This is a genomic window from Pseudomonas sp. VMV1, assembly GCF_056790235.1.
Map to the genome: position 1 here is coordinate 102,892 of NZ_JBXGSE010000001.1, position 21,323 is coordinate 124,214.

Consider the following 21,323-nt stretch of genomic DNA (forward strand, 5'->3'; position numbering starts at 1 on the left):
CCGCCGCGACCTGGAGGTCGCCACCGACCGGAGGGACCATGGGTCTGCGTTATTTCTTCAAGCAACTGCTGCTGCCACCGGGCGGCCTGCTGTTGCTCCTGCTCTGTGGCTGGTGGCTGCGTCGTCGTCATCCGCGACTGGGGCTGGCCTGCTTCCTTTGCGGTCTGCTAGGCCTCTGGGCCAGTACCCTGCCGGCCATGGTGGAGTTCGGCGGTCGTCTGCTGGAACGCGATGCCGCCCTGCCCGAAGCCCGCTGGGCGGGCCTGGCGCAACAGGCGGATGCCATCGTGGTACTTGGCGCTGGCCGCGAGGTGGACGATCCCGGCTGGGGAGGCGATGCCGCCAGTCACCTGGCGGTGGAGCGACTGCGCTATGCGGCGCGCCTGGCCAAGGCCAGTGGCCTGCCGGTACTGATCACCGGTGGTTCGCCCCATGATCGCCCGCTGAGCGAGGCGGCGCTGATGACCGAGGTGATGGAGCGCGACCTGGGGGTTCCGGTGCGCTGGCAGGAAGGGGCCAGCCGTACCACCTGGGAGAACGCCACCCTGAGCGCGCCGCTGCTGCGCGAGGCCGGGGTCAAGCGGGTGGTGCTGGTGACCCAGGCCTACCACATGGCCCGTTCGCGCTGGTGCTTCGAGCGCCAGGGCTTCCAGGTGGTCGCCGCGCCCATGGGCTTCATCGGCATCCCCAACGGGCGGCCCTTTGGTGGCTGGTTGCCGGAAGCCAAGGCGGTCGAGCAGACCGCCCAGTTGCTCAACGAGACTGCCGGGCTCTTGCTCTATCCGCTCGCCTATCGCTGAGTCACCACCAGCGGTGCCTCTTCCGGACGATCCTGCCGCCGCAACAGCAGGCCCCACAGCAGCACCAGGACGGAAAAGATCGCCAGCGGCCAGAGGCGGTAATGCAGGTAGGGCGTCAGGCCATCCATGGGCACCACGGTGCCCTGCAGCACGCCGACCTGGAAGGCCGGGATCTGCCGGCTGATACGCCCGAAGGGATCGACCAGGGCGGTGATGCCGTCGTTGGTGACCCTTACCAGCCAGCGACCGGTTTCCAGGGCACGCATCTGCGCCATCTGCAGGTGCTGTTGCGGGCCGATGGACTTGCCGAACCAGGTGTCGTTGCTGATGGTGAGCAGCAACTGGCTCTGGGCGGCCAGGTCGGCGACGAACTCCGGATAGACCACCTCGTAGCAGATGTAGGGCGCCACCCGATAACCCTTCACCAGCAACGGCTCCTGATGCTCGGGGCCGCGGACGAAGTCGGACATGGGCAGATCGAAGAAGCCGATCAGGCCCCGCAGGTATTCCTGCAGCGGCACGTATTCGCCAAAGGGCACCAGTTTCTGCTTGTAGTAGGTGCCCGAGCCGTTGCCGACCGCAGTGATGCTGTTGAAGTAGCGCGAATCGCCATCGGCATCGCGTTCGCGGGCGGGCAGGCCGGTGACCAGGGCCCCGCCATGGGCGGCCACTTGCGCCCCTTCGGCGGCGAGGAAGTCACCGACGTATTCACGCAGCACGGGAATGGCGTTTTCCGGCCAGACCACCAGGTCGGCATCGGTCTGCTCGGCGGTATGGTCGCGATAGAGCGCCAGGGTGGCGCGGGCGTGGTCGGGATTCCACTTGAGTTCCTGGGCGATGTTGCCCTGGACCCCGGCGACCTTGAGCGGCGCACCCGCGGGTTGGGTCCAGACCTGGCCCTTGAAGACATCGCCGGCCACCCAGGGCAGGGCCACCAGCACCAGGCTCGCGACCAGGGCGAGCGGCCGCATGATCAGGCGCGGGGCGTTGACCAGCAGCGCCGCGGTAAAGGCCAGCGCGGCCGAGATCAGCCAGACGCCGCCCAGGGGGGCCAGGCCCTGCAGGGGGCCGCTGAGCTGGCTGTAGCCGAGCAGCAGCCAGGGAAAGCCGGTCAGTGCCCAGCTGCGGAACAGCTCCAGGGCGAACCACAGGCCGGCGAAGGTGAGGGCATCGCCCAGGGGTGCCTGGTTGCGTCTCAGGCACAGCGCCCAGAGCCAGGCCGGCAGCGCGAAGAACAGCGCGATGCCGGCGCAGAAGCCCACGGTAAGCAGTAGCGCCAGGGGTACGGAGGCGGCGCCGTAGTCGTGGATGCTGACGTAGATCCAGCTGGTGCCGGCGAGGAAGGCGCCGAAGCCATAGCACCAGCCGCGCAGCAGGGCACGCCAGGCGGTGAGGCCCTTGAGGCCCAGGTAGAAGAGACCGGCCGACAGTAGGGCCAGTGGCCAGATATTGAAAGGGGCCAACGCCAGGGGCGTGAGGGCGCCAGCGAAGAGCGCCAGAAGGTTGCCCTTCCAGCCAGGTTGAGAGATCCAGCGCATCGAAAATCCTTGGTCCGATCGAGGCTGCGCAAGCTTACTCGCCAGCGCGAGTCAGTGCCAAAGGCGCTTGAGGGAGAGCGAGCCAGGTCGCAGTTGGAGAGGGGATGGTAAAGGCTATCGCGGCCATGGCGATCCGTCGGTTGGGCTGAGACGGCTCTATCGTCGAAGCCCAACAGTCGTGCAGTCGAGGCAAGGCCTGTTGGGCTGCGCTGCGGTCAACCCAACCTACGGCGGTCCGTAGGAGGGCGTACGATGCGGGTTGCCTAGGCAGAGACCGGCCTTCACCCCAACCCTCTCCCGAAGGGAGAGGGGGCAAACACGGCTAGCGGTTGACCGGGGTCACCCGCAGCAGGTGGATGCGACGGCCGTCGGCGTTGAGGACGCGGAAGCGGAAGTCATCGATCACCGTTTCCTCGTTGCGCTTGGGCAGGTGACCCAGGCGATTCATCACCAGGCCGCCGGCGGTGTCGGCGTCGGTGTCGGCGAAGCGGGTCTCCAGGGTCTCGTTGAGCGTCTCGATGGGCGTGAGCGCCTTGACCACGAAGTCGCCATTGGGCAGCGACTTGATGAAGCTCTCTTCCTCCACGTCGTGCTCGTCCTCGATCTCGCCGACGATCTGCTCCAGCACGTCCTCGATGGTCACCAGGCCCGCGACGCCGCCGTACTCGTCCACCACGATGGCCATGTGGCTGTGGGTGGAGCGGAATTCGCGCAGGAGCACGTTGAGGCGCTTGGACTCGGGCACGAAGGTGGCCGGGCGCAGCACCGCCTTGAGGTCGAAGGGGAGCTCGTGGTCCAGCAGCAGCAGGGGCAGCAGGTCCTTGGCCAGCAGCAGGCCGAGGACGTCGTCAGGGCCGTCGCCGATCACCGGATAGCGGGAGTGGGCGGCCTCGATCACCGCCGGCAGGAATTCCGCCGGGGTCTGGTGGGCGCGGATGCTGATGATCTGGGAGCGCGGCACCATGATGTCGCGCACCTGCAGGTCGGCTACCGAAATAGCGCCCTCGACGATGGACAGCGCCTCGCTGTCGAGCACCTTGTTCTCGTGCGCTTCGCGCAGCAGTTCCAGCAGTTCCTGGCGGCTCTTGGGTTCATGGGCAAAGGCCTGGACGATGCGTTCCAGCCAGGAACGATGCCCATTGCCTGATCGATCTTCGTTCATGTGTGTGTCATTCACCGTAGGGATCGGGATAGCCCAGTTCAGCGAGCAATTGGCGTTCCAGGTCTTCCATCTCCTCGGCTTCGTCATCTTCCAGATGATCGTAGCCAAGCAGGTGCAGGCAGCCGTGGATGACCAGGTGCGCCCAGTGCGCCTTGACGGGCTTGCCTTGCTCGGCGGCTTCGCGGGCCACCACGGGAGCGCAGATCACCAGATCGCCGAGCAGGGGAATATCGAGGAATTCGTCCGGCACGTCGGCCGGAAAGGACAGCACGTTGGTGGCGTAGTCCTTGTGCCGCCAGGTGCGGTTGAGCTCGCGGCCCTCGTCTTCGTCCACCAGGCGAATGGTGAGCTCCGAATCGCCCTGGCGGGCGCGCAGGGCCAGTTCACACCAGAGGCGTAAGTCCGGCTCCTCGGGAAGGTCGGCCGCCTCGCTGGCGACCTGGACGTCCAGCTCAATCGCCATGGCGATCCTCGCCGTTGCCGCGCGGCTTGTCCTGCAGCGCCTCGAAGCGGTCATAGGCCTCGACGATGCGCTGCACCAGCGGATGGCGCACCACGTCCTTGGACTCGAAGTGGGTGAAGCCGATGCCGGGCACGTCACGCAGGACCTCGATGACGTGCTTGAGGCCCGACTTGGTGCCACGCGGCAGGTCGACCTGGGTCACGTCACCGGTAATCACCGCGGTGGAGCCAAAACCGATCCGGGTGAGGAACATCTTCATCTGCTCGAGGGTGGTGTTCTGGCTTTCGTCGAGAATGATGAAGCTGTTGTTGAGGGTCCGGCCACGCATGTAGGCCAGCGGCGCGACCTCGATGACCTGCCGCTCGATGAGCTTGGCCACCTGCTCGAAGCCGAGCATCTCGTAGAGGGCGTCGTACAGGGGTCTCAGATAGGGGTCGATCTTCTGCGCCAGATCGCCGGGTAGGAAGCCGAGCTTCTCGCCGGCTTCCACCGCCGGGCGTACCAGCAGGATGCGGCGGATCTGCTCGCGCTCCAGGGCGTCCACGGCGCAGGCCACGGCCAGGTAGGTCTTGCCGGTACCGGCCGGGCCTATGCCAAAGTTGATGTCGTGATCGAGGATCGACTTGACGTAGCGCTGCTGGTTGGCACCACGCGGACGGATCATGCCCTTCTTGGTGCGCAGGGCCACGCTGGTGTCGCCGCCGCTACGGTGCTCTTCCTGCAAGGCTTCCAGGCCGGACTCCTGCAAATAGAGGTGCACTAGCTCCGGCGCCACCGCTGTGCCACTGGCGGTCTCGCGATAGAGGCGCTGCAGGAGGTTCTGGGCCGCGCGGGTGCGCTCGGGATCGCCGACCAGTTCGAACTGGTTGCCGCGGTTGCGGATCTCGATGCCAAGACGCCGTTCGATCTGGCGCAGATTCTCATCGAGCTGGCCGCACAGGTTGGCGAAGCGGTCGGCATCGAAGGGTTCGAGGGTGAAATGCTGGAGCGTCTGGGGGGTATTCAAGGTGTGCTGGGAGACCCTTTGGATTGGCTTTACGAAAACTTGACGTAGCGTGAGAGTAACCTGCGTCGCGCCCTTGGCAAAGGGCGCGTGCGACCATCCATCAGGCCAGGGCGGCGGCGACGTTCGGGCGGGCGCCGTTGGCGACCGGAGCGAGCAGGGTGCCACGCAGCGAGTGCGGCAGGGCTTCGTCGATGTGCACCTGGACGAACTGGCCGATCAGGCTGGCGTCGCTGCAGCGGAAGTTGACGATGCGGTTATTCTCGGTGCGGCCCTGCAGCATGCCGGGATCGCGCTTGGAGAAGTCGCTGACCAGGATGGTCTGGACGCTGCCAGCCATGCGCCGGCTGATCTCGAAACCCTGCTGGTGGATACGCGTCTGCAGGATCTGCAGGCGCTGCTTCTTGAGCTCGTCCGAGGTGTCGTCGACTAGGTCGGCCGCCGGAGTGCCAGGACGCGCGCTGTAGATGAAGGAGAAGGAAAAGTCGAAACCGACGTCCTCGATCAGCTTCATGGTCTGCTCGAAATCCTTCTCGGTCTCGCCGGGAAAGCCGACGATGAAGTCCGAGCTGATGCAGATGTCGGGCACCGCCGCCTTGAGCTTGCGGATGCGCGACTTGTATTCCAGCGCCGTGTGGTTGCGCTTCATGGCGGCCAGGATGCGATCCGAACCGGCCTGCACCGGCAGGTGGACGAATTTCACCAGTTCCGGGATCTCGGCGTGGGCCTGGATCAGGGCGTCGGAGAACTCCAGCGGGTGCGAGGTGGTGTAGCGGATGCGGTCGATGCCGTCGACCGCCGCCACCACATATAGCAGCTCGGCGAAGTCGGCGATGCGGCCGTCGCCGGTGGCGCCGCGATAGCCGTTGACGTTCTGGCCCAGCAGGGTCACTTCTCGTACCCCGTGCTCGGCGAGGTGGATGATCTCGGCCAGGACGTCGTCCAGCGGCCGGCTGACCTCTTCACCACGGGTATAGGGCACCACACAGAAGGTGCAGTACTTGCTGCAGCCTTCCATGATGGAGACGAAGGCGCTGGGGCCGTCGATGCGCGGCTCGGGCAGGCGGTCGAACTTCTCGATCTCGGGGAAGGAGATGTCCACCTGAGGTGCCCGGGTGGTGCGCGCGGCGTCGATCATTTCCGGCAGCCGGTGCAGGGTCTGGGGACCGAAGACCACGTCGACATAGGGCGCGCGGTCGCGAATGGCAGCGCCTTCCTGACTGGCCACGCAGCCGCCGACGCCGATCACCAGGTCGGGATTTTCCAGCTTGAGTTCGCGCCAGCGACCGAGCTGGGAGAACACCTTCTCCTGCGCCTTCTCGCGGATCGAGCAGGTGTTGAGCAGGATGACATCGGCCTCGGCCGGATTCTGGGTGACTTCCAGCGGCTCCCGTTCGCCGAGCAGGTCGACCATGCGCGACGAATCGTATTCGTTCATCTGGCAGCCATGGGTTTCGATATAGAGCTTCTTGGACATGCGCGGCAGGGAGTCGGTAGCGAGTGGACCGCGCATTATAATGATGGCCTTCCGCACGGGGAAGAGCCGCCCGGAAGGCAGCCGGCCTAGCCCTTGGCGCTGCCCTCCGGTAGTCGGGCGATGACCTTGATCTCGAAGCGAAAGCCGGTTAGCCAGGTGACGCCGACCGCGGTCACCGTGGGGTAGGGCGCCGTGCCCCAGTGCTCCAGCAGCACCGGCCAGATCCGTTCGAAGCTGGCCTCGGCATCGACCATGAACAGGGTGACGTCCACTACGTCGGCGAAGGACGCGCCAGCGGCGGCAAGAATGGCGTCGAGGTTGGCGAAGGCCAGGCGGACCTGATCTTCCAGCTCCGGCTCGGGTGAGCCATCGGCACGGCTGCCGACCTGGCCCGAGACGAAGAGAAAGCCGTTGGAACGGATGGCTGGCGAATAGCGGTGCTGTTCGTAGAGGGCGTGGCGCTGGGCGGGAAAGACGACGTCACGGGTCATGGTGGTGCTCCGGTAGGGATCGATGAGGCCACCTTAGGCGCCGGCCCGCCAAGAGATAAACCAGGCCTGGCGGTCAGCATTGTTTGTACAATCCAAACAATCCTCTTTCCAGGAATCGGCATGGACCTGTTCGCTGCGATGCAGACCTTCGTGCGGGTGGTGGAGGCCGGCAGTTTCACCCGCGCGGCCGAGACCCTGGGCAGCAGCCGGACCCGCGTCACCCAGCAGGTGCAGCAGCTGGAAGCGCGCTTGCAGGTGCGCCTGCTCAATCGCACCACCCGGCAGGTGCAGGTCACCGCCGATGGCGCTGCCTATTACCAACGCTGTCTGGGCGTGCTGGCCGCGGTGGACGACGCCGAGACAGGCCTGTCGGTCGCCACCCGCACGCCCCGGGGTCGCTTGCGGGTGGATGTGCCCAGCCCTCTGGCGCGCCTGATCCTGATCCCGGCGCTGCCGGAATTCTTCGAGCGTTATCCGGACATCCAGCTGGACCTGGGCGTCAGCGATCGCCAGGTGGATCTGATCGGCGACAACGTCGATTGCGTGATCCGTGGCGGGCGCATCCGCGAGCAGTATCTGGTGGCTCGCCCGCTGGGCGCGCTACGGCTGGGTTGCTATGCCGCGCCGGCCTACCTCGCGACGCATGGTGTACCGGATCATCCCGCGGTGCTGGCCGAGGCGCCGCATCGGGTGGTGCGATTTCTCTGGGGGGCGGGCACGGGCTTTCCCTATGCCCTGCAACGCGGCGCCGAGCGTCTGGAGTTGCAGGGGCGCCACAGTCTGGAGGTGGACGACGGCAATGCCTGCCTGGCAGCGGGGCAGGCGGGGCTGGGGGTGGTCTGTCTGCCGCACTACCTGGCAGCGCAAGCGGTGTCCCGCGGCGAGCTGAGGACCCTGTTCGAGGACTGGCAGGTAGCACCCCTGCCGCTTTATCTGGCCTTTGCCCCCAATCGCCATGTCAGCGCCAAAATGCGGGTGTTCATCGACTGGGTCAGTACCGTGGTGGCGCAGCGGGCACGGTTGGAAACCCCTGCTGATGGCTGACCGCCATGCTATGCTCGCAGCCCTCTTTTTCCGTTGAAATTCGCGTCCGCCATGAGCTCATCCCCGAACAAGCCGGCCATCTACAAGGTCATCTTCGTCAACCAGGGTCAGGTCTTCGAGATCTATGCCAAGCAGATCTTCCAGAGCGATCTCTGGGGCTTCCTGGAAATCGAGGAACTGGTGTTCGGCGAGCGCACCCAGGTGGTGGTGGATCCGAGCGAGGAAAAGCTCAAGGCGCAGTTCGAAGGCGTGGTGCGCAGCTTCGTGCCGATGCATTCGATCATCCGCATCGACGAGGTGGAGCGTCTGGGTCAGCCCAAGATCAGCGAAGCCAAGGGTGGCACCAACGTCATGCCGTTCCCCATGCCGATGCCCGACAAAAGCTAGGTATGGCCAAGTAGGTTCGCGCTGGCGAGCGGTAGGGCCGGCGCCGGACCGCTAGTTCTGCGGCGGCTGGAAGGGATTGAGATTGCCCGCGGTCTGCATGTCCTGCAGATAGTCGCGGAAGATCTGCCCCAGTACCTGGGTGGCCATCTCCAGCTCGTCACGACGCATCTGGGCGCTGACCAGGTCGGCGGTATCCATGGCTTCGTCGTTGCCATTGATGGCGGCCATCTTCAGGACGATATAGGCCTGGATATTGTTGGGCGGAACGCCCTCGCCGCGAAAGAACATGTTGCCGAGTCGATTCTGCGCATCGGCGTTGCCCTTGAGCGACGCCTGCTCGAACCACAGCCGCGCCTGGTTGAGATCCTTGGGCGTCTGCTTGCCTTCGTAATAGAAGTCGCCGAGTTCGTACTGCGCCTGGGCGTCGCCGTCATGGGCGATCTGCTGGCAGCGGGCGATCGCCTGTGCCAGGGCTTCGTTGGCCAGATTCAGGTTGCAACGGCTGGTGCTGGGGACGAGCAGCGAATTACCACCGGCCAGGGCGACCAGGGGCATCAGGATTAGGGCTGCGCACAGGGTACGGCCAGCGCGGTGCATGAAGCGCCTCCACGAGCGAGGCAGGTTCAAAGAACCCGGTCGGCGAAACGCGCCGACGTCTCATTATGGGTCAAGCCGACGCACGCTTTCAAAACCTTTACGCGTAATGGCGGAACTTTTTTATCTGTGACGCCGGCCTCTCAACTAGGTGTGAGGCCGGCGCGGCAGAGAGGTTCCTCAACCGAGACGGATGGTACCTAGTCGTTGAAGGTGGCGAAGGCGCGCTCGGCGGCGTCCAGGGTGATGCGCAGCTCCTCGTCGCCATGGGCGATGGAAGTGAAGCCGGCTTCGAAGGCACTGGGCGCCAGGTAGACGCCGCCGTCCAGCATCAGGTGGAAGAAGCGCTTGAACCTCTCGCTGTCGCTGGCCATGACGTCGCTGAAGGTGACGATGTCTTCGGCACCGCTGAAATAGAGACCGAACATGCCGCCTGCCTGGGTGGTGACGAAGGGCACACCGGCGGCATCGGCGCGATCCTGCAAGCCCTGCAGCATGCGCGTGGTGTAGTCGGTCAGCTCCGCGTGGAAGCCGGGCCGGCGGATCAGTTGCAGGGTGGTGAGCCCCGCGGCCATGGCCAGCGGATTGCCCGACAGGGTGCCGGCCTGGTAGACCGGGCCGAGTGGGGCGATCTTTTCCATGATCTCGCGCTTGCCGCCAAAGCAGCCCACCGGCATGCCGCCGCCGACGATCTTGCCAAAGGTGGTGAGGTCCGGACGGATGCCGTAATGCCCCTGGGCGCCGCCCAGGGCGACGCGGAAACCGGTCATGACCTCATCGAAGATCAGCACCACGCCGTAGCGATCGCAGAGGCTGCGCAGCCCTTCCAGGAAGCCCGGCGCCGGCGGCACGCAGTTCATGTTGCCGGCCACCGGCTCGACGATGATGCAGGCGATCTGGTCGCCGACCCGGGACAGCGTTTCTTCGACTTCCGCCAGGTCGTTGTAGGCCAGGGTCAGGGTGTGCTGGGCGAAGGCCGCCGGGACGCCGGGGGAACTGGGTACGCCCAGGGTCAGGGCGCCGGAGCCGGCCTTGACCAAGAGGCTGTCGGAGTGGCCGTGGTAGCAACCTTCGAACTTGATGATGGTGTCGCGCCCGGTGTAGCCGCGCGCCAGGCGGATGGCGCTCATGGTGGCCTCGGTGCCGGAGCTGACCATGCGCACCATTTCCATGGAGGGGACGATCTCGCAGATGAGATCGGCCATGGTGGTTTCCAGGGCGGTCGGGGCGCCGTAGGAGAGGCCGTGTTCCAGTTGCCGACGCACGGCGTCGAGCACGTCCGGATGGCTATGACCAAGGATCATCGGACCCCAGGAGCCGACGTAGTCGACATAGCGCTTGTCATCCTCGTCGACGATGTAGGCGCCCTGGGCATGCTTGAAGAACAGCGGCGTGCCGCCGACGCTCTTGAAGGCGCGGACGGGCGAGTTGACGCCGCCGGGAATGTGGCGCTGGGCTTGGTCGAAGAGTTGTGCGGAACGGGACATGAAGGTCTCCTCAAAGTGGATCAGGCCACGAACAACCGGGCGAAGGCGCGCGCACGGCGCTCCACTTCGCCCGCGCTGGCGGCGGAAAACAGGGTATGGACGACGGCGAGCAGGTCGACGCCGTGGGTGAGCAGGCGCGGGGCGTTGTCCAGGGTGACGCCGCCGATGGCGCAGAGCGGCAGGCTGAAACGGCTGCGTGCCTGGTCGAGCACGTCGAGAGGGGCCGGTGGGGCATTCGGCTTGGTGCTGGAGGCGAAGAAGCGCCCGAAGGCCAGGTAACTGGCCCCCGCTGCGGCCGCGACTTCGGCCAGTTCCAGGCTGGCGTGGCAGGTGCCGCCGAGTATGGCGTCCGCGCCCAGGTCGGCGCGGGCCGCGGCGAGGGAGCCGTCTTCCTGGCCCAGGTGCAGGCCAACGCCCAGCTGGCGGGCCAAGGGCAGGTCGTCATTGATGATCAGCTGGGCGTCATGCTGCCGGCAGAGTTCGGCGAGGGCTGCGGCTTCGTCCTGGCGACGGCGGACGTCTTGCGACTTGTCGCGGTACTGCACCAGGCGGGCACCGCCCTGCAAGGCGGCCTCGACATAGGGCAGCAGGCGACCCTCGGCGAGGAGGGCGTTGTCGGTGATGGCGTAGAGGCCGCGCAGGGTGCTCATGAGCAGAAGTCCAGTGGCAGGCGACGCGGCACGTACTGGCCGCGGCCAGGGCGCTCGGCGTCCCTCAGGGTACGCCAGGTGTAGTCCAGGGCGCTGCGCACGGCGCTGGGCAGGGCTTCGCCCAGGGCCAGGCGCCCGGCCAGGGTGCTGGCCAGGGTGCAGCCGGAGCCATGGTAGCTACCGGGCAGGCGCTGGCAGACGTGGGTCTCGCAGTTACCGGCGCGGTCATAGAGACGGTTGTGCACCTCATGCTCTTCGCCATGACCGCCGGTGATCAGCAGATGGGCGCATAAAGGCAGCAGGCGCTCGGCGCATTGCTCCGGGGTGCCCCCGGGCAACTCGGCGAGGATGCGCGCCTCCGGCAGGTTGGGGGTGGCGATAGTGGCACGGGGCAGCAGGCGCTCGCGGATGGCGTAGCCGACTTCGTCCTTGCCCAGGGCGCCGCCACCACCGGCGCGCAGCACTGGATCGCAGACCAGGGGCACGCCAGGCAGGGATTCCATGATCTCCAGCACTGTCTCGACCATTTCCACCGAACCGAGCATGCCCAGCTTGACCGCCGCCACCGGCAGGTCGGTGATGATCGCCCGGGCCTGGGCCAGTACCCACTCGCGATCCAGCACCCGGAAGTCCAGCACGTCGACGGTGTCCTGCACGGTCAGCGCGGTGACCGCCGGAGCGGCGTGGCAGCCCTGGGCGATCAGGGCTTCGATGTCGGCCTGCAGCCCGGCGCCACCACTCGGATCGTGGCCGGACAGGCAAAGGACGACGGGACGTTGGGGTTCGAGGGTCATGGACGTCAGCCTAGCAAAGGGAAAGGGGGGCGCAGCGGCCGGGTGCCGCAGGGAGTGGCACCCTACAACGACCTCGCGCCCCGCGCCACCCGTTGACATGGGACCCGGATCAGGACGAAGGAACTCCGCTGCCCCTTGGGTAGCCGATATACTGCACCTTTGCTCGGGACAGGCGGTTTTATGGCGTTGTGGCGGTTGTTGCGTGATTTCTTCCTGCGCCAACGGCGTGCCTACGGGACCGCCATCTTCTGTCTGCTGGGCGTTGGCCTGCTCAACCTGACCCTGCCCTGGTGGATCGGCAAGGCCATCGACGCCCTGCGCGCGGGCGAGCTCGACCAGAGCGGGCTGCTCTGGCGCGTCGCCCTGATCGTGGCGGTCGGCTGCGGCCTCTATGTACTGAGGTACCAGTGGCGGGTGCGGCTGTTCGGCACTTCCTACCAGGTCGGGGTGGAACTGCGCGACACCTTCTTTGCCAAGCTGGCGCGCCTGGACCCCGGTTTCTTCCAGTCCAGCCGCACGGGCGATCTGCTGGCCCGCGCCACCCAGGACATCGACGCCGTAGAGACGGCCGCTGGCGAAGGGGTGCTGGCCAGCTTCGATGGCATGATGACCCTGCTGCTGGTACTGCTGGCCATGTTCATCGGCATCGATGCGCCCCTGGCCGCCCTGGCGCTCCTGCCCTTTCCCTTCATGGCCTGGGGCTTCTATCGCGTGGCGCAGCGGGTGCAGCAGCGCTTCGGCCTGGCGCTGGCGGGCTTTTCCGCCCTCAACGACCGTACCCAGGAGGCCCTGAGCGGCCTGCGCATGCTGCGCCAGCATGCCCTGATCGAAGCCGAGCTGGACGATTTCGACGCCCGCGCCCGCAGCGTCGCCAAGGCCGACTACCAGGTACAGCGCACCGAGGCGCGCTACGAGCCGATCATCTTCGTCGCCCTGAGCCTCGCCACCCTGCTGACCCTGGTCATGGGCAGCTGGCGCTATCTCGACGGCCATATCACCCTGGGCCAGCTGACCAGTTTCAGCCTCTATCTGGTGCAGTTGATCTGGCCGATGTTCGCCATCGGCTGGTGCCTCAATCTGTTGCAGCGCGGCGAAGCCGGGGCGCGGCGCCTGGAAGAGGTGTTCGCGGTCACCGAGCGCATCCGCGACGAGGGCACCCAGACGCCGCCGGACCAGGCGGATCTGTCGGTCTACATTCCGGCCTTCACCTATCCCCAGGCGCGCCAGCCGGCGCTACGGGACGTGGTCATCGACCTGCCCGCGGGCGATACCCTGGGTATCGTCGGCGCCACCGGCAGCGGCAAGAGCACCTTGCTCCGCCTGCTGCTGCGCCAGTTTCCGCTGGAGCAGGGCTGTATCCGCCTGGGCGGGGTGCCGCTGGAAGACTATCGGCTGGCCGACCTGCGTGCCCAGTTCGCCTATGTACCCCAGGATCCCTTCCTGTTCGCCCGCACCCTGGGTGAGAACGTCGCCCTCAGCCGCCCGGATGCCACGGCTGGGGAAATCCGCGAAGCCCTGGACGCCGCCGCCTTCGGCACCGACCTGGCGGCGCTGCCGCAAGGGCTGGATACGCCGGTGGGTGAGCGGGGCCTGACCCTCTCGGGTGGCCAGCGCCAGCGCGTGGCCCTGGCCCGGGCGCTGCTCTCGCCAGCGCCCATCCTGCTGCTGGACGACACCCTCTCGGCGGTGGATACCGCCACCGAGGCCCGGCTGCTGCGTACCCTGGCGGGGCTGCAAGGCCGGACCACCCTGATCGTCAGCCACCGCCTCTCGGCCGTGCAGCATGCCGACGAGATCATCGTCCTCGACCAGGGCAGCCTGGTGGAGCGGGGCCGCCATGGCGAGCTGCTCGCCGCCGGCGGACTCTATGCCCGACTCTGGAATCTGCAGCAGGCGGAGGAGGCCAGCCAATGACCAGGACCCGCGTACTTTCCCTGCTGCTCAAGCCGGTACTCGCCAATCCGCGCAAGCTGGCCGGCACCCTGGCGATCCTGGTCGTGGCGACGCTGTTCGACGTGCTGGGTCCCTGGCTGACCAAGCACTACCTCGACAACTACCTGGTGCCCCACGACCTGCGCCTCTGGCCGCTGGTGGGACTGGTCGCCGCCTATGTGGTTTCCCAGGGGCTGGCCGCCTATGGCCGTTACCTGCAATCGCTACGCTTCGCCGAGATCGCCATGGACGTGGTGCTCTTGCAGCGTCGGCGACTGTTCCGCCATGTGCTGAGCCTGCCGCAGAGCTTTCATGATCGCACCGCCACCGGCGAGCTGGTGGCGCGAGTCACCAATGACACCGATGCCTTGCGCGAACTCTATGTGGCCTTTCTCGGCAACATGGTCGGCAACATCGTGCTGCTGATCGGCATCCTGGTGGCCATGGCGCTCTTGGACGTTCGCCTGATGGCCATCGCCGTGCTGCTGATTCCGGCCGCGGTGCTGATCGTCTGGGCCTACCAGCGATACAGCGGCGCGGCGGCCATGGAGGTGCGGATGCTACGCGCCGAGCAGAGCGCCCGGCTGGGCGAGGCCATCGGCGGCATGGGTCTCTTGCAAGCCTTCAACCAGACCGAACGCTTCCGCCAGGATTTCCAGCGGCTCAACCAGGCCCAGTACGGTGCCCGCATGCGCACCATCCGCGTTTCCGGCCTGCTGCTGCGCTCGGCGCTGGACCTGGTCAGCGTGGCGGTCCTGGCGGTGCTGCTGCTGGTCTACGGCCTGGGTCACCTGCAGGGTGGTGCCGAAATCGGCGTGCTCTATGCCTTCGTCACCTACCTGGGCCGTGTGACCGAGCCCCTGATGGACATCACCCAGAGATTCAACCTGTTCCAGCAGGCCTCGGTGGCTGGCACTCGCCTGCTGCACCTGCTGGAGGAAAAACCAGCGTTGAGCGGCGAGGACGACCGGCCCATCGAGACCGCGCACTTCCATCTCGACGCCGTGCGTTTTCGCCATGCCGGCGCGGGGCACGACACCCTGCACGGCATCGACCTGGACATCCCCCCCGGGACCTTCCTGGGCATCGTCGGCCCCACCGGCAGCGGCAAGTCGACCCTGCTCGACCTCTTCGCCGGACTGCAGCCGGTTACCGGCGGCAGCCTCTGCCTGGACGGGCGCGAGCTGGGCAGCCTGACCCCGGAAGTGCTGGGCGCCGCCCTGGCCAGCGTGCCCCAGGAGCCCTTCATCCGTTCCACCAGTCTCAGGGACAACCTGCTGCTGGGCAGCCAGGTATCGGATGAGCGCCTGCGCGAGGCCCTGGCCGCGGCCCATATGGACGACCTGGTGGCGCGCCTGCCGGAAGGCCTGGATACCCTGCTGGGCGAGCGTGGCTTCACCCTTTCCACCGGCGAGCGGCAGCTGCTGGCGCTGGCCCGGGCACTCCTGCGCGAGCCCAAGGTACTGCTGCTGGACGAGGCCACCGCCAGCATCGACAGCGCCACCGAGGCGCGGCTGCAACAGGCACTGGACGAATTGCGCGGCCAGGTCACCCTGATCGTGGTGGCGCACCGGCTGTCCACCATCCGCCATGCCGATCGCATCCTGGTGCTGCGCGACGGCCGCAAGGTGGAGGAGGGCAGTCACGAGGCGCTGCTGCAACGGCCCGAAGGGCATTATCGTCGCCTGTGGGAGCAGCATGCCCAGGGTGAAAAACCGCTATGACCGGTCGCAGCCGTTGTCACCCAGGGGTGTTAGGGTGTCAGCTATAGCCAGTGTCCCAACAAGGAAACCCGCATGACCTCCGTACCCGAGGATTTCACCTCTGTTGCCACGGCCAGCGAGGCGGTCGACCGTCTCGCGGCGCTACACCTGGAGGCTACCCAGGCCCTGGATGCCGCGCTCAAGCGCTATCTCAAGGATCGCGTCGAGCCCAGCGCCGCCGAGCGCGAGCTGTTCCGCTATCCCGAGATCCGCATCCGCTACCGCGCGCCCGGCGTGCCGCCGGCCACCACCCGCGCCTACGCCAAGATCCAGCTGCCCGGCACCTATGTGGCCACCGTGACCCATCCGGCGGCCTTCCGCGGCTATCTGCTGGAGCAGCTCGAACCCCTGATGCGCGACTACGACCTCCAGGTCGAGATCGGTCGCAGTCGCCAGGACATCCCCTATCCCTATGTGGTGGAGCAGGGCGACGAACTGGCCGGCAGTGGCGTGACCGCCGCCGAGCTGGCACGGGTCTTCCCCAGCACCGATCTCTCCGCGGCCCACGATGACATCGCCGACGGCCACTATGACTGGGAGCGCATCGATCCGCTGCCGCTGGCGCTGTTCGACGCCGCCCGCACCGATTTCTCGCTGCGCCGCATCGTCCACTACACCGGCAGCGACTGGCGTCACGTGCAGCCCTGGATCCTGCTCACCAACTACCATCGCTACGTCGACCAGTTCATCCAGCATGGCCTGGAGCAACTGCGTAACGATCCGCGCTTCGAGCGCCTGGTCCTGCCCGGCAACGTCGTCATCGAGCGCGACATGGATCCCAGCGAGGCCCAGGCGGTCATCGCCGCCATCGCCTGGCACCGCTTCCAGATGCCGGCCTACCACCTGATCGCGAGCGACGGCCATGGCGTCACCCTGGTCAACATCGGCGTCGGCCCATCCAATGCCAAGAACATCACCGACCACCTGGCGGTGCTGCGCCCACACTGCTGGCTGATGATCGGCCACTGCGGCGGCCTGCGGCAGTCGCAGACCATCGGCGACTACGTGCTGGCCCACGCCTACATGAGGCGCGACGGCATCCTCGATCGCGTGGTGCCGCCGCATATCCCCATTCCGGCGCTGGCCGAGGTGCAGGTGGCGCTGCAGGAAGCCGCCGCCAGCGTCACCGGCGAACGCGGCGAGGCGCTCAAGCGCCGCCTGCGTACCGGTACGGTATTGACCTACGACGACCGCAACTGGGAGCTGCGCTGGGCGCAGGAGCGCCCGCTGATCAACCTGGCGCGCGCCGTGGCGGTGGACATGGAAAGCGGCACCATCGCCGCCCAGGGCTATCGCCTGCGGGTGCCCTACGGCACCCTGCTGTGCGTGTCCGACAAGCCCCTGCACAGCGAGATCAAGCTGCCGGGCTCGGCCAACGCCTTTTATGCCCGCGCCGTCAGCCAACACCTGGCCATCGGCATCGCCGCCCTGGACCAGCTGCGCACCCAGCTCGACTCCCTGCACTCGCGCAAGCTGCGCAGCTTCGACGAGCCGCCGTTCCGGTAAGGCGTGGGGCGTGTTGGGCTTCGCTGCGCTCAACCCAACCTACGGACGGCGATGAGCCTAGATCGATTGGTTTCACAGTCGCTTGGATGGCTCCCTCTCCCGCTGGGAGAGGGCTGGGGTGAGGGCGCCCTTGCAGCGAATGCCTCCCTGGAAAAGGCTGCGCCGTTTTCCACGCTACGGTGATTAGGGACTGATCGCGGCCATGGCCGCGATAGTACAGCGCCATCGTCAAGGCCCGACGATGGCGTTATCGGGCATCTTGATTCCCCACTCGGAAACCCCCTGTCATCGCCCCTCCGGAACATCTCGCTGTCCGGTCCGGTCGGTTGCAGGAGTGGGGGTGAGTTCGCACACGTCACCGTTCGGTAAAGATCACGGATTTAACATTGATCTCTGGGACGTCTGGCCCTAAAGTTCGCGCCCGAACGTCCATGCTGGAAACGATCCATCCGGCTCAAGTACCGACGGCGAGACAGCGAGGTCAACGCCAGTACGCGTTGACCTTTTTGCTTTCGGCGATGTGCCTTGGGAAGTAGGCGAACCAAAGTGGGGAAACGGATTAGGCGTTCAGAACACCCCCTCCTTCAATTTGTTCTGCCCATCGGGAGCCCGACGCATGTCCATCAAGGTCGAAGATTACTATTCTCGCGAAACCTTCCAGAAGATGAAGGCCTTCGCCGACCAGCATGAAACCCCCTTCGTCGTCATCGACACCGCCACCATCGCGCGGGCCTATGACGATCTCGTTGGCAACTTCCCGTTCGCCAAGATCTACTACGCGGTCAAGGCCAACCCGGCCATCGAGATCACCGAGCTGCTGCGTGACAAAGGCTCCAACTTCGACATCGCCTCCATCTACGAGCTGGACAAGGTGCTGTCCACCGGTGTCGGCCCGGAGCGCATCAGCTACGGCAACACCATCAAGAAATCCAAGGACATCCGCTACTTCTACGAGAAGGGCGTGCGCATGTTCGCCACCGACTCCGAGGCCGACCTGCGCAACATCGCCAAGGCTGCTCCGGGCTCGCGCATCTATGTGCGGATCCTCACCGAGGGCTCCAACTCGGCCGACTGGCCGCTGTCGCGCAAGTTCGGCTGCCAGCCCGACATGGCCCTGGACCTGCTGATCCTGGCCCGCCAGCTGGGCCTGGAGCCCTATGGCATCTCCTTCCATGTCGGCAGCCAGCAGCGCGACATCGACGTCTGGGACGCCGCCATCGCCAAGGTCAAGGTGATCTTCGAGCGCCTCAAGGAAGAAGACGGCATCACCCTGAAGATGATCAACATGGGGGGTGGCTTCCCGGCCAACTACATCCATCGCACCAACAGCCTGGAGACCTATGCCGAGGAAATCATCCGCTTCCTCAAGGAAGATTTCGGCGACGAGCTGCCGGAAATCATCCTGGAGCCGGGCCGTTCGCTGATTTCCAATGCCGGTATCCTGGTCAGCGAAGTAGTGCTGGTGGCGCGCAAGTCGCGTACCGCCGTGGAGCGCTGGGTCTATACCGACGTCGGCAAGTTCTCCGGCCTGATCGAAACCATGGACGAGTCCATCAAGTTCCCGATCTGGACCGAGAAGAAGGGCGAGATGGAAGAGGTGGTGATCGCCGGCCCGACCTGCGACAGCGCCGACATCATGTACGAGCACTACAAGTACGGCCTGCCGCTGAACCTGGCCAGTGGCGACCGCCTGTACTGGCTGTCCACCGGTGCCTACACCACCAGCTACAGCGCGGTGGAATTCAACGGTTTCCCGCCGCTGAAGGCCTTCTACCTCTAACGCCTTACCGCGTCGATCAAGCCCGCGTCCCGCAAAGGACGCGGGCTTTTTCATGCCTGCCGATAAGGGATTCGTCAGGCTTTTTGTAAGTTGTTAAGAATAGTTTACATTCGCTATGGATTTGATAATCGTTTGCAAATAGAATCGCGCCGCATTCAAGAAAGGAGGCGGCTCGCCATCATGTCCAAGGAAATGTCCTCGCTGTCCCAGCGTCGTTTGCTGGTTTCTACGTTCAGTGTCGCTGTTGCCTCGATGTCTTTGGGAGCCCAGGCCGAAGAGGCCAGAGAGCCGGTGACCCGGTTGGAAAGTCTGACTATCGAAGGTCAGGCGCAGCAGGAAGGCTTCAAGGCCGAGCAATCCGCCTCGCGCAAGTACACTGCTCCCTTGCTGGATACCCCGCAGACCGTCACCGTGGTGCCGGCGCAGGTGATCCAGGATCAGCAGGCGCTGAGTCTGAGATCGGTGCTGTCCAACGTCTCCGGTATCACCTTCAACGCCGGTGAGGGCGGTGGCGGCTCCGGCGACAGCATCAACATCCGTGGCTTCAGCGCAAACTCGAATATCCAGATCGATGGCCTGCGCGACAGCACCCAGACCAACCGTACCGACACCTTCAACCTGGAATCGGTCGAGGTCATCAAGGGCCCCAACTCGGTGTTCGGCGGCGCCGGCACCACGGGTGGCTCCATCAACCTGATCAGCAAGAAGCCCCAGGAGCGCCAGTTCACCCGCATCGGCGCAGGCCTGGGCACCGACAGCTATCGCCGCCTGACCCTGGACACCAACCAGCCGCTGCAAGGCGTAGGTAACGACAGTGCCTTCCGCCTGAACCTGATGGCCCACGAGAACGACGTGCCCGGCCGCGACCAGATCGACCGCGAGCGCTGGGGCATCGCGCCGTCGCTGGCCTTGGGCCTGTCGGACGACACCCGCCTGACCCTGAGTTACTTCCACCAGACCGACAACAACCAGCCCGACTACGGGGTGCCGGCGCTCAACGGCAAGCGTCTGGGCGGGGTGGATCGCGACGCCTACTTCGGCTTCAGGAACATCGACAAGGAAGACATCAACAACAATGTCTTCACCGTGGAGCTGGAGCACCGCTTCAACGACAACCTGAGCCTGCAGAACCTGACCCGCTACAGCCGCATCGAGCGCGACACGGTGATCTCGGCATCCCACGTCAACCTGGGCGGCGTGGCAGCGGGACGCTATCGCCCGGCCGGTCCCCAGGGCTATGGCCGCGACGTGACTTCGGAGATGTGGATCAACCAGACCAACCTGAGCGGCGATTTCGACACCTTCGGCCTGGGCCATTCCTTCGTGCTGGGCGCCGAATTCTCCCGCGAGGACTACGACCGCGATACCTACAGCCATGGCCTGACCTTTCCGGCCGCCGGCTACTCCCTGGCTGCACCGCCGGAGCGCTATGACGGGGCGACCAACAAGCAGACCTCGGCCATTGCCAACAATGTCCTGACCGACAAGGCGCTCTATGCCTTCGACACCATCGCCCTGAGTCAGTACTGGGATCTGAACCTGGGTCTGCGTTACGACTGGTTCGACGGCGACAGCGACACCACCCCGGTCGCCAACGGTGTGCGCGGCGCCAAGACTCACCTGAGTTCCGATGACGCCAAGTTGAGCGGGCGCGCTGGCCTGGTGTTCAAGCCGGCACCGAACGGTCGGGTCTATGTCGCCTATGGCACCTCCTTCAACCCCTCGGCGGAAAGCCTGACCTCTACCGGCGGCGGGCTGAGCGCGGCCAACCAGGATCTGGGGCCGGAAAAGAACAAGACCTGGGAACTGGGCACCAAGTGGGAATTCCTCGACAAGCGCCTGGAGCTGGACGGCGCCCTGTTCCGCGTCGAGAAGAGCAACGCTCGGGAAACCCTGGTGGACGGCAGCACCGCGCTGGCCGGCGAGCAGCGCGTGCAGGGCATCGAGCTGGGTGCCACCGGGCGTCTCACCCCACAGTGGAACGTCTACGCCAACTTCACCTTCCTCGACAGCGAGACGCTCAAGGCCGCCGATACCCTGGATGGACGCAATCGCGAGGGGCAGGCGCTGGCCAACACTCCGCCGCGCTCGCTCAATCTCTGGACCACCTACGAGCTGCCGGCTGGCTGGCGGGTGGGCTATGGTGCGCGCTATGTCAGCGAGCGCAACGTCACCTCCAGCAACGACGGCGCCAAGCTCGACGCCTACTGGCTGCACAACGCCATGGTCGGCTACCGCGTCAACCGCAACGTCGACCTGCAGCTCAACGTCAACAACGTCTTCGACAAGGACTATGTGGAGCGGGTGCGCTCGCAGCTCGGCGCCACCACGCGGTCCTCGGCCATCGAATATGGCGATGCCCGTTCCGCCATCCTGACCGCGACCTACAGCTTCTAAGGTCGAACGCAAGACACCGAGGCCCTGCGCGCGCGCAGGGCTTTCGGCGTTAGAG

Annotated in this window: 18 protein-coding genes; 8 read left to right on the forward strand and 10 right to left on the reverse strand. The window is 65.9% G+C overall.

Annotated elements, in window-relative coordinates; genetic code table 11:
* The first annotated feature begins 38 nt into the window (after positions 1 to 38).
* Positions 39 to 800: a YdcF family protein gene (locus ACUCV0_RS00500; RefSeq protein ID WP_059313904.1), complete on the forward strand. Its 762-nt coding sequence runs from the start codon at positions 39 to 41 to the stop codon at positions 798 to 800.
* Here the strand turns inward: ACUCV0_RS00500 and lnt are convergent.
* From lnt to ACUCV0_RS00530, 6 genes are all read right to left on the reverse strand, one after another.
* On the reverse strand, positions 791 to 2,338 hold the full coding sequence (gene lnt / locus ACUCV0_RS00505) for an apolipoprotein N-acyltransferase (protein ID WP_482211751.1): 1,548 nt from the start codon (positions 2,336 to 2,338) through the stop codon (positions 791 to 793). The genes ACUCV0_RS00500 and lnt overlap by 10 nt on opposite strands.
* A 322-nt stretch (positions 2,339 to 2,660) precedes the next feature.
* Entirely contained in the window at positions 2,661 to 3,500 is an 840-nt protein-coding gene (locus ACUCV0_RS00510) for a CorC family transporter (RefSeq protein WP_059313906.1), read from the reverse strand.
* 7 nt (positions 3,501 to 3,507) lie between these two features.
* A complete protein-coding gene (ybeY, locus tag ACUCV0_RS00515) occupies positions 3,508 to 3,963 on the reverse strand; it encodes an rRNA maturation RNase YbeY (RefSeq protein ID WP_059313907.1) in 456 nt (151 codons plus the stop codon).
* A complete protein-coding gene (locus ACUCV0_RS00520) occupies positions 3,953 to 4,969 on the reverse strand; it encodes a PhoH family protein (protein WP_271654116.1) in 1,017 nt (338 codons plus the stop codon). The genes ybeY and ACUCV0_RS00520 overlap by 11 nt, the downstream gene beginning before the upstream one ends.
* Before the next feature lie 100 nt (positions 4,970 to 5,069).
* A complete protein-coding gene (miaB, locus tag ACUCV0_RS00525) occupies positions 5,070 to 6,443 on the reverse strand; it encodes a tRNA (N6-isopentenyl adenosine(37)-C2)-methylthiotransferase MiaB (protein WP_482212242.1) in 1,374 nt (457 codons plus the stop codon).
* Positions 6,444 to 6,529: 86 nt separating this feature from the next.
* Positions 6,530 to 6,934 (reverse strand): RidA family protein, encoded by a 405-nt coding sequence (locus ACUCV0_RS00530; RefSeq protein ID WP_482211752.1) that lies wholly within the window; start codon positions 6,932 to 6,934, stop codon positions 6,530 to 6,532.
* 120 nt (positions 6,935 to 7,054) lie between these two features.
* Here ACUCV0_RS00530 and ACUCV0_RS00535 point away from each other — a divergent pair, with 120 nt between their 5' ends.
* Positions 7,055 to 7,978: a LysR family transcriptional regulator gene (locus ACUCV0_RS00535; RefSeq protein WP_454252563.1), complete on the forward strand. Its 924-nt coding sequence runs from the start codon at positions 7,055 to 7,057 to the stop codon at positions 7,976 to 7,978.
* A 51-nt stretch (positions 7,979 to 8,029) separates the two neighbouring features.
* Entirely contained in the window at positions 8,030 to 8,365 is a 336-nt protein-coding gene (locus ACUCV0_RS00540; RefSeq protein ID WP_059313912.1) for a DUF1820 family protein, read from the forward strand.
* Positions 8,366 to 8,416: 51 nt separating this feature from the next.
* On the opposite strand, the gene ACUCV0_RS00545 is transcribed toward ACUCV0_RS00540, so the two are convergent.
* The 4 genes from ACUCV0_RS00545 to ACUCV0_RS00560 form a co-directional block, all read right to left on the reverse strand.
* On the reverse strand, positions 8,417 to 8,962 hold the full coding sequence (locus ACUCV0_RS00545; protein ID WP_059313913.1) for a tetratricopeptide repeat protein: 546 nt from the start codon (positions 8,960 to 8,962) through the stop codon (positions 8,417 to 8,419).
* Between the two features lie 197 nt (positions 8,963 to 9,159).
* Complete coding sequence (gene hemL / locus ACUCV0_RS00550; protein WP_482211753.1) at positions 9,160 to 10,446, reverse strand: glutamate-1-semialdehyde 2,1-aminomutase; 1,287 nt, start codon at positions 10,444 to 10,446, stop codon at positions 9,160 to 9,162.
* 20 nt (positions 10,447 to 10,466) lie between these two features.
* The gene (thiE, locus tag ACUCV0_RS00555) at positions 10,467 to 11,096 is read right to left on the reverse strand and encodes a thiamine phosphate synthase (protein ID WP_482211754.1); all 630 of its coding nucleotides are present in this window, start codon (positions 11,094 to 11,096) and stop codon (positions 10,467 to 10,469) included.
* Positions 11,093 to 11,890 carry a bifunctional hydroxymethylpyrimidine kinase/phosphomethylpyrimidine kinase gene (locus ACUCV0_RS00560; protein ID WP_313648335.1) on the reverse strand — a complete coding sequence of 266 codons (798 nt, stop codon included), beginning with the start codon at positions 11,888 to 11,890 and terminating at the stop codon, positions 11,093 to 11,095. The genes thiE and ACUCV0_RS00560 overlap by 4 nt, the downstream gene beginning before the upstream one ends.
* Before the next feature lie 180 nt (positions 11,891 to 12,070).
* Here ACUCV0_RS00560 and ACUCV0_RS00565 point away from each other — a divergent pair, with 180 nt between their 5' ends.
* From ACUCV0_RS00565 to ACUCV0_RS00585, 5 genes are all read left to right on the forward strand, one after another.
* The gene (locus tag ACUCV0_RS00565) at positions 12,071 to 13,804 is read left to right on the forward strand and encodes an ABC transporter ATP-binding protein (protein WP_059313917.1); all 1,734 of its coding nucleotides are present in this window, start codon (positions 12,071 to 12,073) and stop codon (positions 13,802 to 13,804) included.
* Positions 13,801 to 15,546 carry an ABC transporter ATP-binding protein gene (locus ACUCV0_RS00570; RefSeq protein ID WP_285387512.1) on the forward strand — a complete coding sequence of 582 codons (1,746 nt, stop codon included), beginning with the start codon at positions 13,801 to 13,803 and terminating at the stop codon, positions 15,544 to 15,546. The genes ACUCV0_RS00565 and ACUCV0_RS00570 overlap by 4 nt, the downstream gene beginning before the upstream one ends.
* A 72-nt stretch (positions 15,547 to 15,618) precedes the next feature.
* Positions 15,619 to 17,091 (forward strand): AMP nucleosidase, encoded by a 1,473-nt coding sequence (gene amn, locus ACUCV0_RS00575; RefSeq protein WP_059313919.1) that lies wholly within the window; start codon positions 15,619 to 15,621, stop codon positions 17,089 to 17,091.
* Between the two features lie 616 nt (positions 17,092 to 17,707).
* Positions 17,708 to 18,871, forward strand: a complete 1,164-nt coding sequence (locus tag ACUCV0_RS00580; protein ID WP_059313920.1) for a type III PLP-dependent enzyme — start codon at positions 17,708 to 17,710, stop codon at positions 18,869 to 18,871.
* 180 nt (positions 18,872 to 19,051) lie between these two features.
* Positions 19,052 to 21,268, forward strand: coding sequence for a TonB-dependent receptor (locus tag ACUCV0_RS00585; protein ID WP_482211755.1), 2,217 nt, complete (start codon positions 19,052 to 19,054; stop codon positions 21,266 to 21,268).
* Positions 21,269 to 21,323 lie beyond the last annotated feature (55 nt).

Coding starts and splice junctions, on each gene's coding strand:
- ACUCV0_RS00500 (WP_059313904.1), top strand. CDS start 39: ATGGGTCTGCGTTATTTCTTCAAGCAACTGCTGCTGCCACCGGGCGGC.
- lnt (WP_482211751.1), bottom strand. CDS start 2,338: ATGCGCTGGATCTCTCAACCTGGCTGGAAGGGCAACCTTCTGGCGCTC.
- ACUCV0_RS00510 (WP_059313906.1), bottom strand. CDS start 3,500: ATGAACGAAGATCGATCAGGCAATGGGCATCGTTCCTGGCTGGAACGC.
- ybeY (WP_059313907.1), bottom strand. CDS start 3,963: ATGGCGATTGAGCTGGACGTCCAGGTCGCCAGCGAGGCGGCCGACCTT.
- miaB (WP_482212242.1), bottom strand. CDS start 6,443: ATGTCCAAGAAGCTCTATATCGAAACCCATGGCTGCCAGATGAACGAA.
- ACUCV0_RS00530 (WP_482211752.1), bottom strand. CDS start 6,934: ATGACCCGTGACGTCGTCTTTCCCGCCCAGCGCCACGCCCTCTACGAA.
- ACUCV0_RS00535 (WP_454252563.1), top strand. CDS start 7,055: ATGGACCTGTTCGCTGCGATGCAGACCTTCGTGCGGGTGGTGGAGGCC.
- ACUCV0_RS00540 (WP_059313912.1), top strand. CDS start 8,030: ATGAGCTCATCCCCGAACAAGCCGGCCATCTACAAGGTCATCTTCGTC.
- ACUCV0_RS00545 (WP_059313913.1), bottom strand. CDS start 8,962: ATGCACCGCGCTGGCCGTACCCTGTGCGCAGCCCTAATCCTGATGCCC.
- hemL (WP_482211753.1), bottom strand. CDS start 10,446: ATGTCCCGTTCCGCACAACTCTTCGACCAAGCCCAGCGCCACATTCCC.
- thiE (WP_482211754.1), bottom strand. CDS start 11,096: ATGAGCACCCTGCGCGGCCTCTACGCCATCACCGACAACGCCCTCCTC.
- ACUCV0_RS00560 (WP_313648335.1), bottom strand. CDS start 11,890: ATGACCCTCGAACCCCAACGTCCCGTCGTCCTTTGCCTGTCCGGCCAC.
- ACUCV0_RS00565 (WP_059313917.1), top strand. CDS start 12,071: ATGGCGTTGTGGCGGTTGTTGCGTGATTTCTTCCTGCGCCAACGGCGT.
- ACUCV0_RS00570 (WP_285387512.1), top strand. CDS start 13,801: ATGACCAGGACCCGCGTACTTTCCCTGCTGCTCAAGCCGGTACTCGCC.
- amn (WP_059313919.1), top strand. CDS start 15,619: ATGACCTCCGTACCCGAGGATTTCACCTCTGTTGCCACGGCCAGCGAG.
- ACUCV0_RS00580 (WP_059313920.1), top strand. CDS start 17,708: ATGTCCATCAAGGTCGAAGATTACTATTCTCGCGAAACCTTCCAGAAG.
- ACUCV0_RS00585 (WP_482211755.1), top strand. CDS start 19,052: ATGTCCAAGGAAATGTCCTCGCTGTCCCAGCGTCGTTTGCTGGTTTCT.